Here is a 585-nt window from a genome sequence, read left to right as displayed (position 1 = left end):
AATTTAACTCGAAATTATCATCGTCATTCAAAACATCCTAAAAAAAGACCTAAAAATCATGATATTACCGATCCTAATCAGTATTGGGAAGCTGATATTAAATTTGTTTTTACTAAAACTAATGGATTTGTTGGTATTCTAAGTATTATTGATTCTTTTGATAGGTCAATTGTTGGTGTTTATATTGGTAATTCAATCAAAGCTAAAGATTTTATCAATACTGTTAAACAGGCTATTGAATACAGAAATGCTACCCCTCAAAATTTAATTATTAGAACTGATAATGGTCCTCAATTCAAAGCTAACATTACTGATATATTTATGAATGAATTTAATATTATCCATGAATTTGGGTACAAAAATAATCCTAATTCTCAAGCTTTTATTGAATCATTTCATTCTTCTGTCCAAAGAGAATTTGTTGAATATATTACTTTTAACGATATCGATGATGTTTATAATTATTACATGTCCTATATTTATTTTTATAATCATCTTAGACCTCATGGGTCTTTAAAGTATCTTACTCCTGATTTCGTTTTTTATCTTTTTAATGATAATTTCAATGATTTTATTTCGTCTTAT

At 25.6% G+C, this 585-nt stretch carries 1 protein-coding gene; it reads left to right on the top strand.

What is annotated here, in order from left to right:
* Positions 1 to 585, top strand: a 585-nt coding sequence (locus XO12_RS11170) for a DDE-type integrase/transposase/recombinase (RefSeq protein WP_175420360.1), incomplete at both ends; no start/stop codon positions are given.

Source organism: Marinitoga sp. 1154, assembly GCF_013363285.1.
Taxonomy (GTDB): Bacteria; Thermotogota; Thermotogae; order Petrotogales; family Petrotogaceae; genus Marinitoga.
The sequence above is the reverse complement of the archived record's forward strand: the minus strand, read 5'-3'. Positions and strand labels throughout refer to the sequence as shown.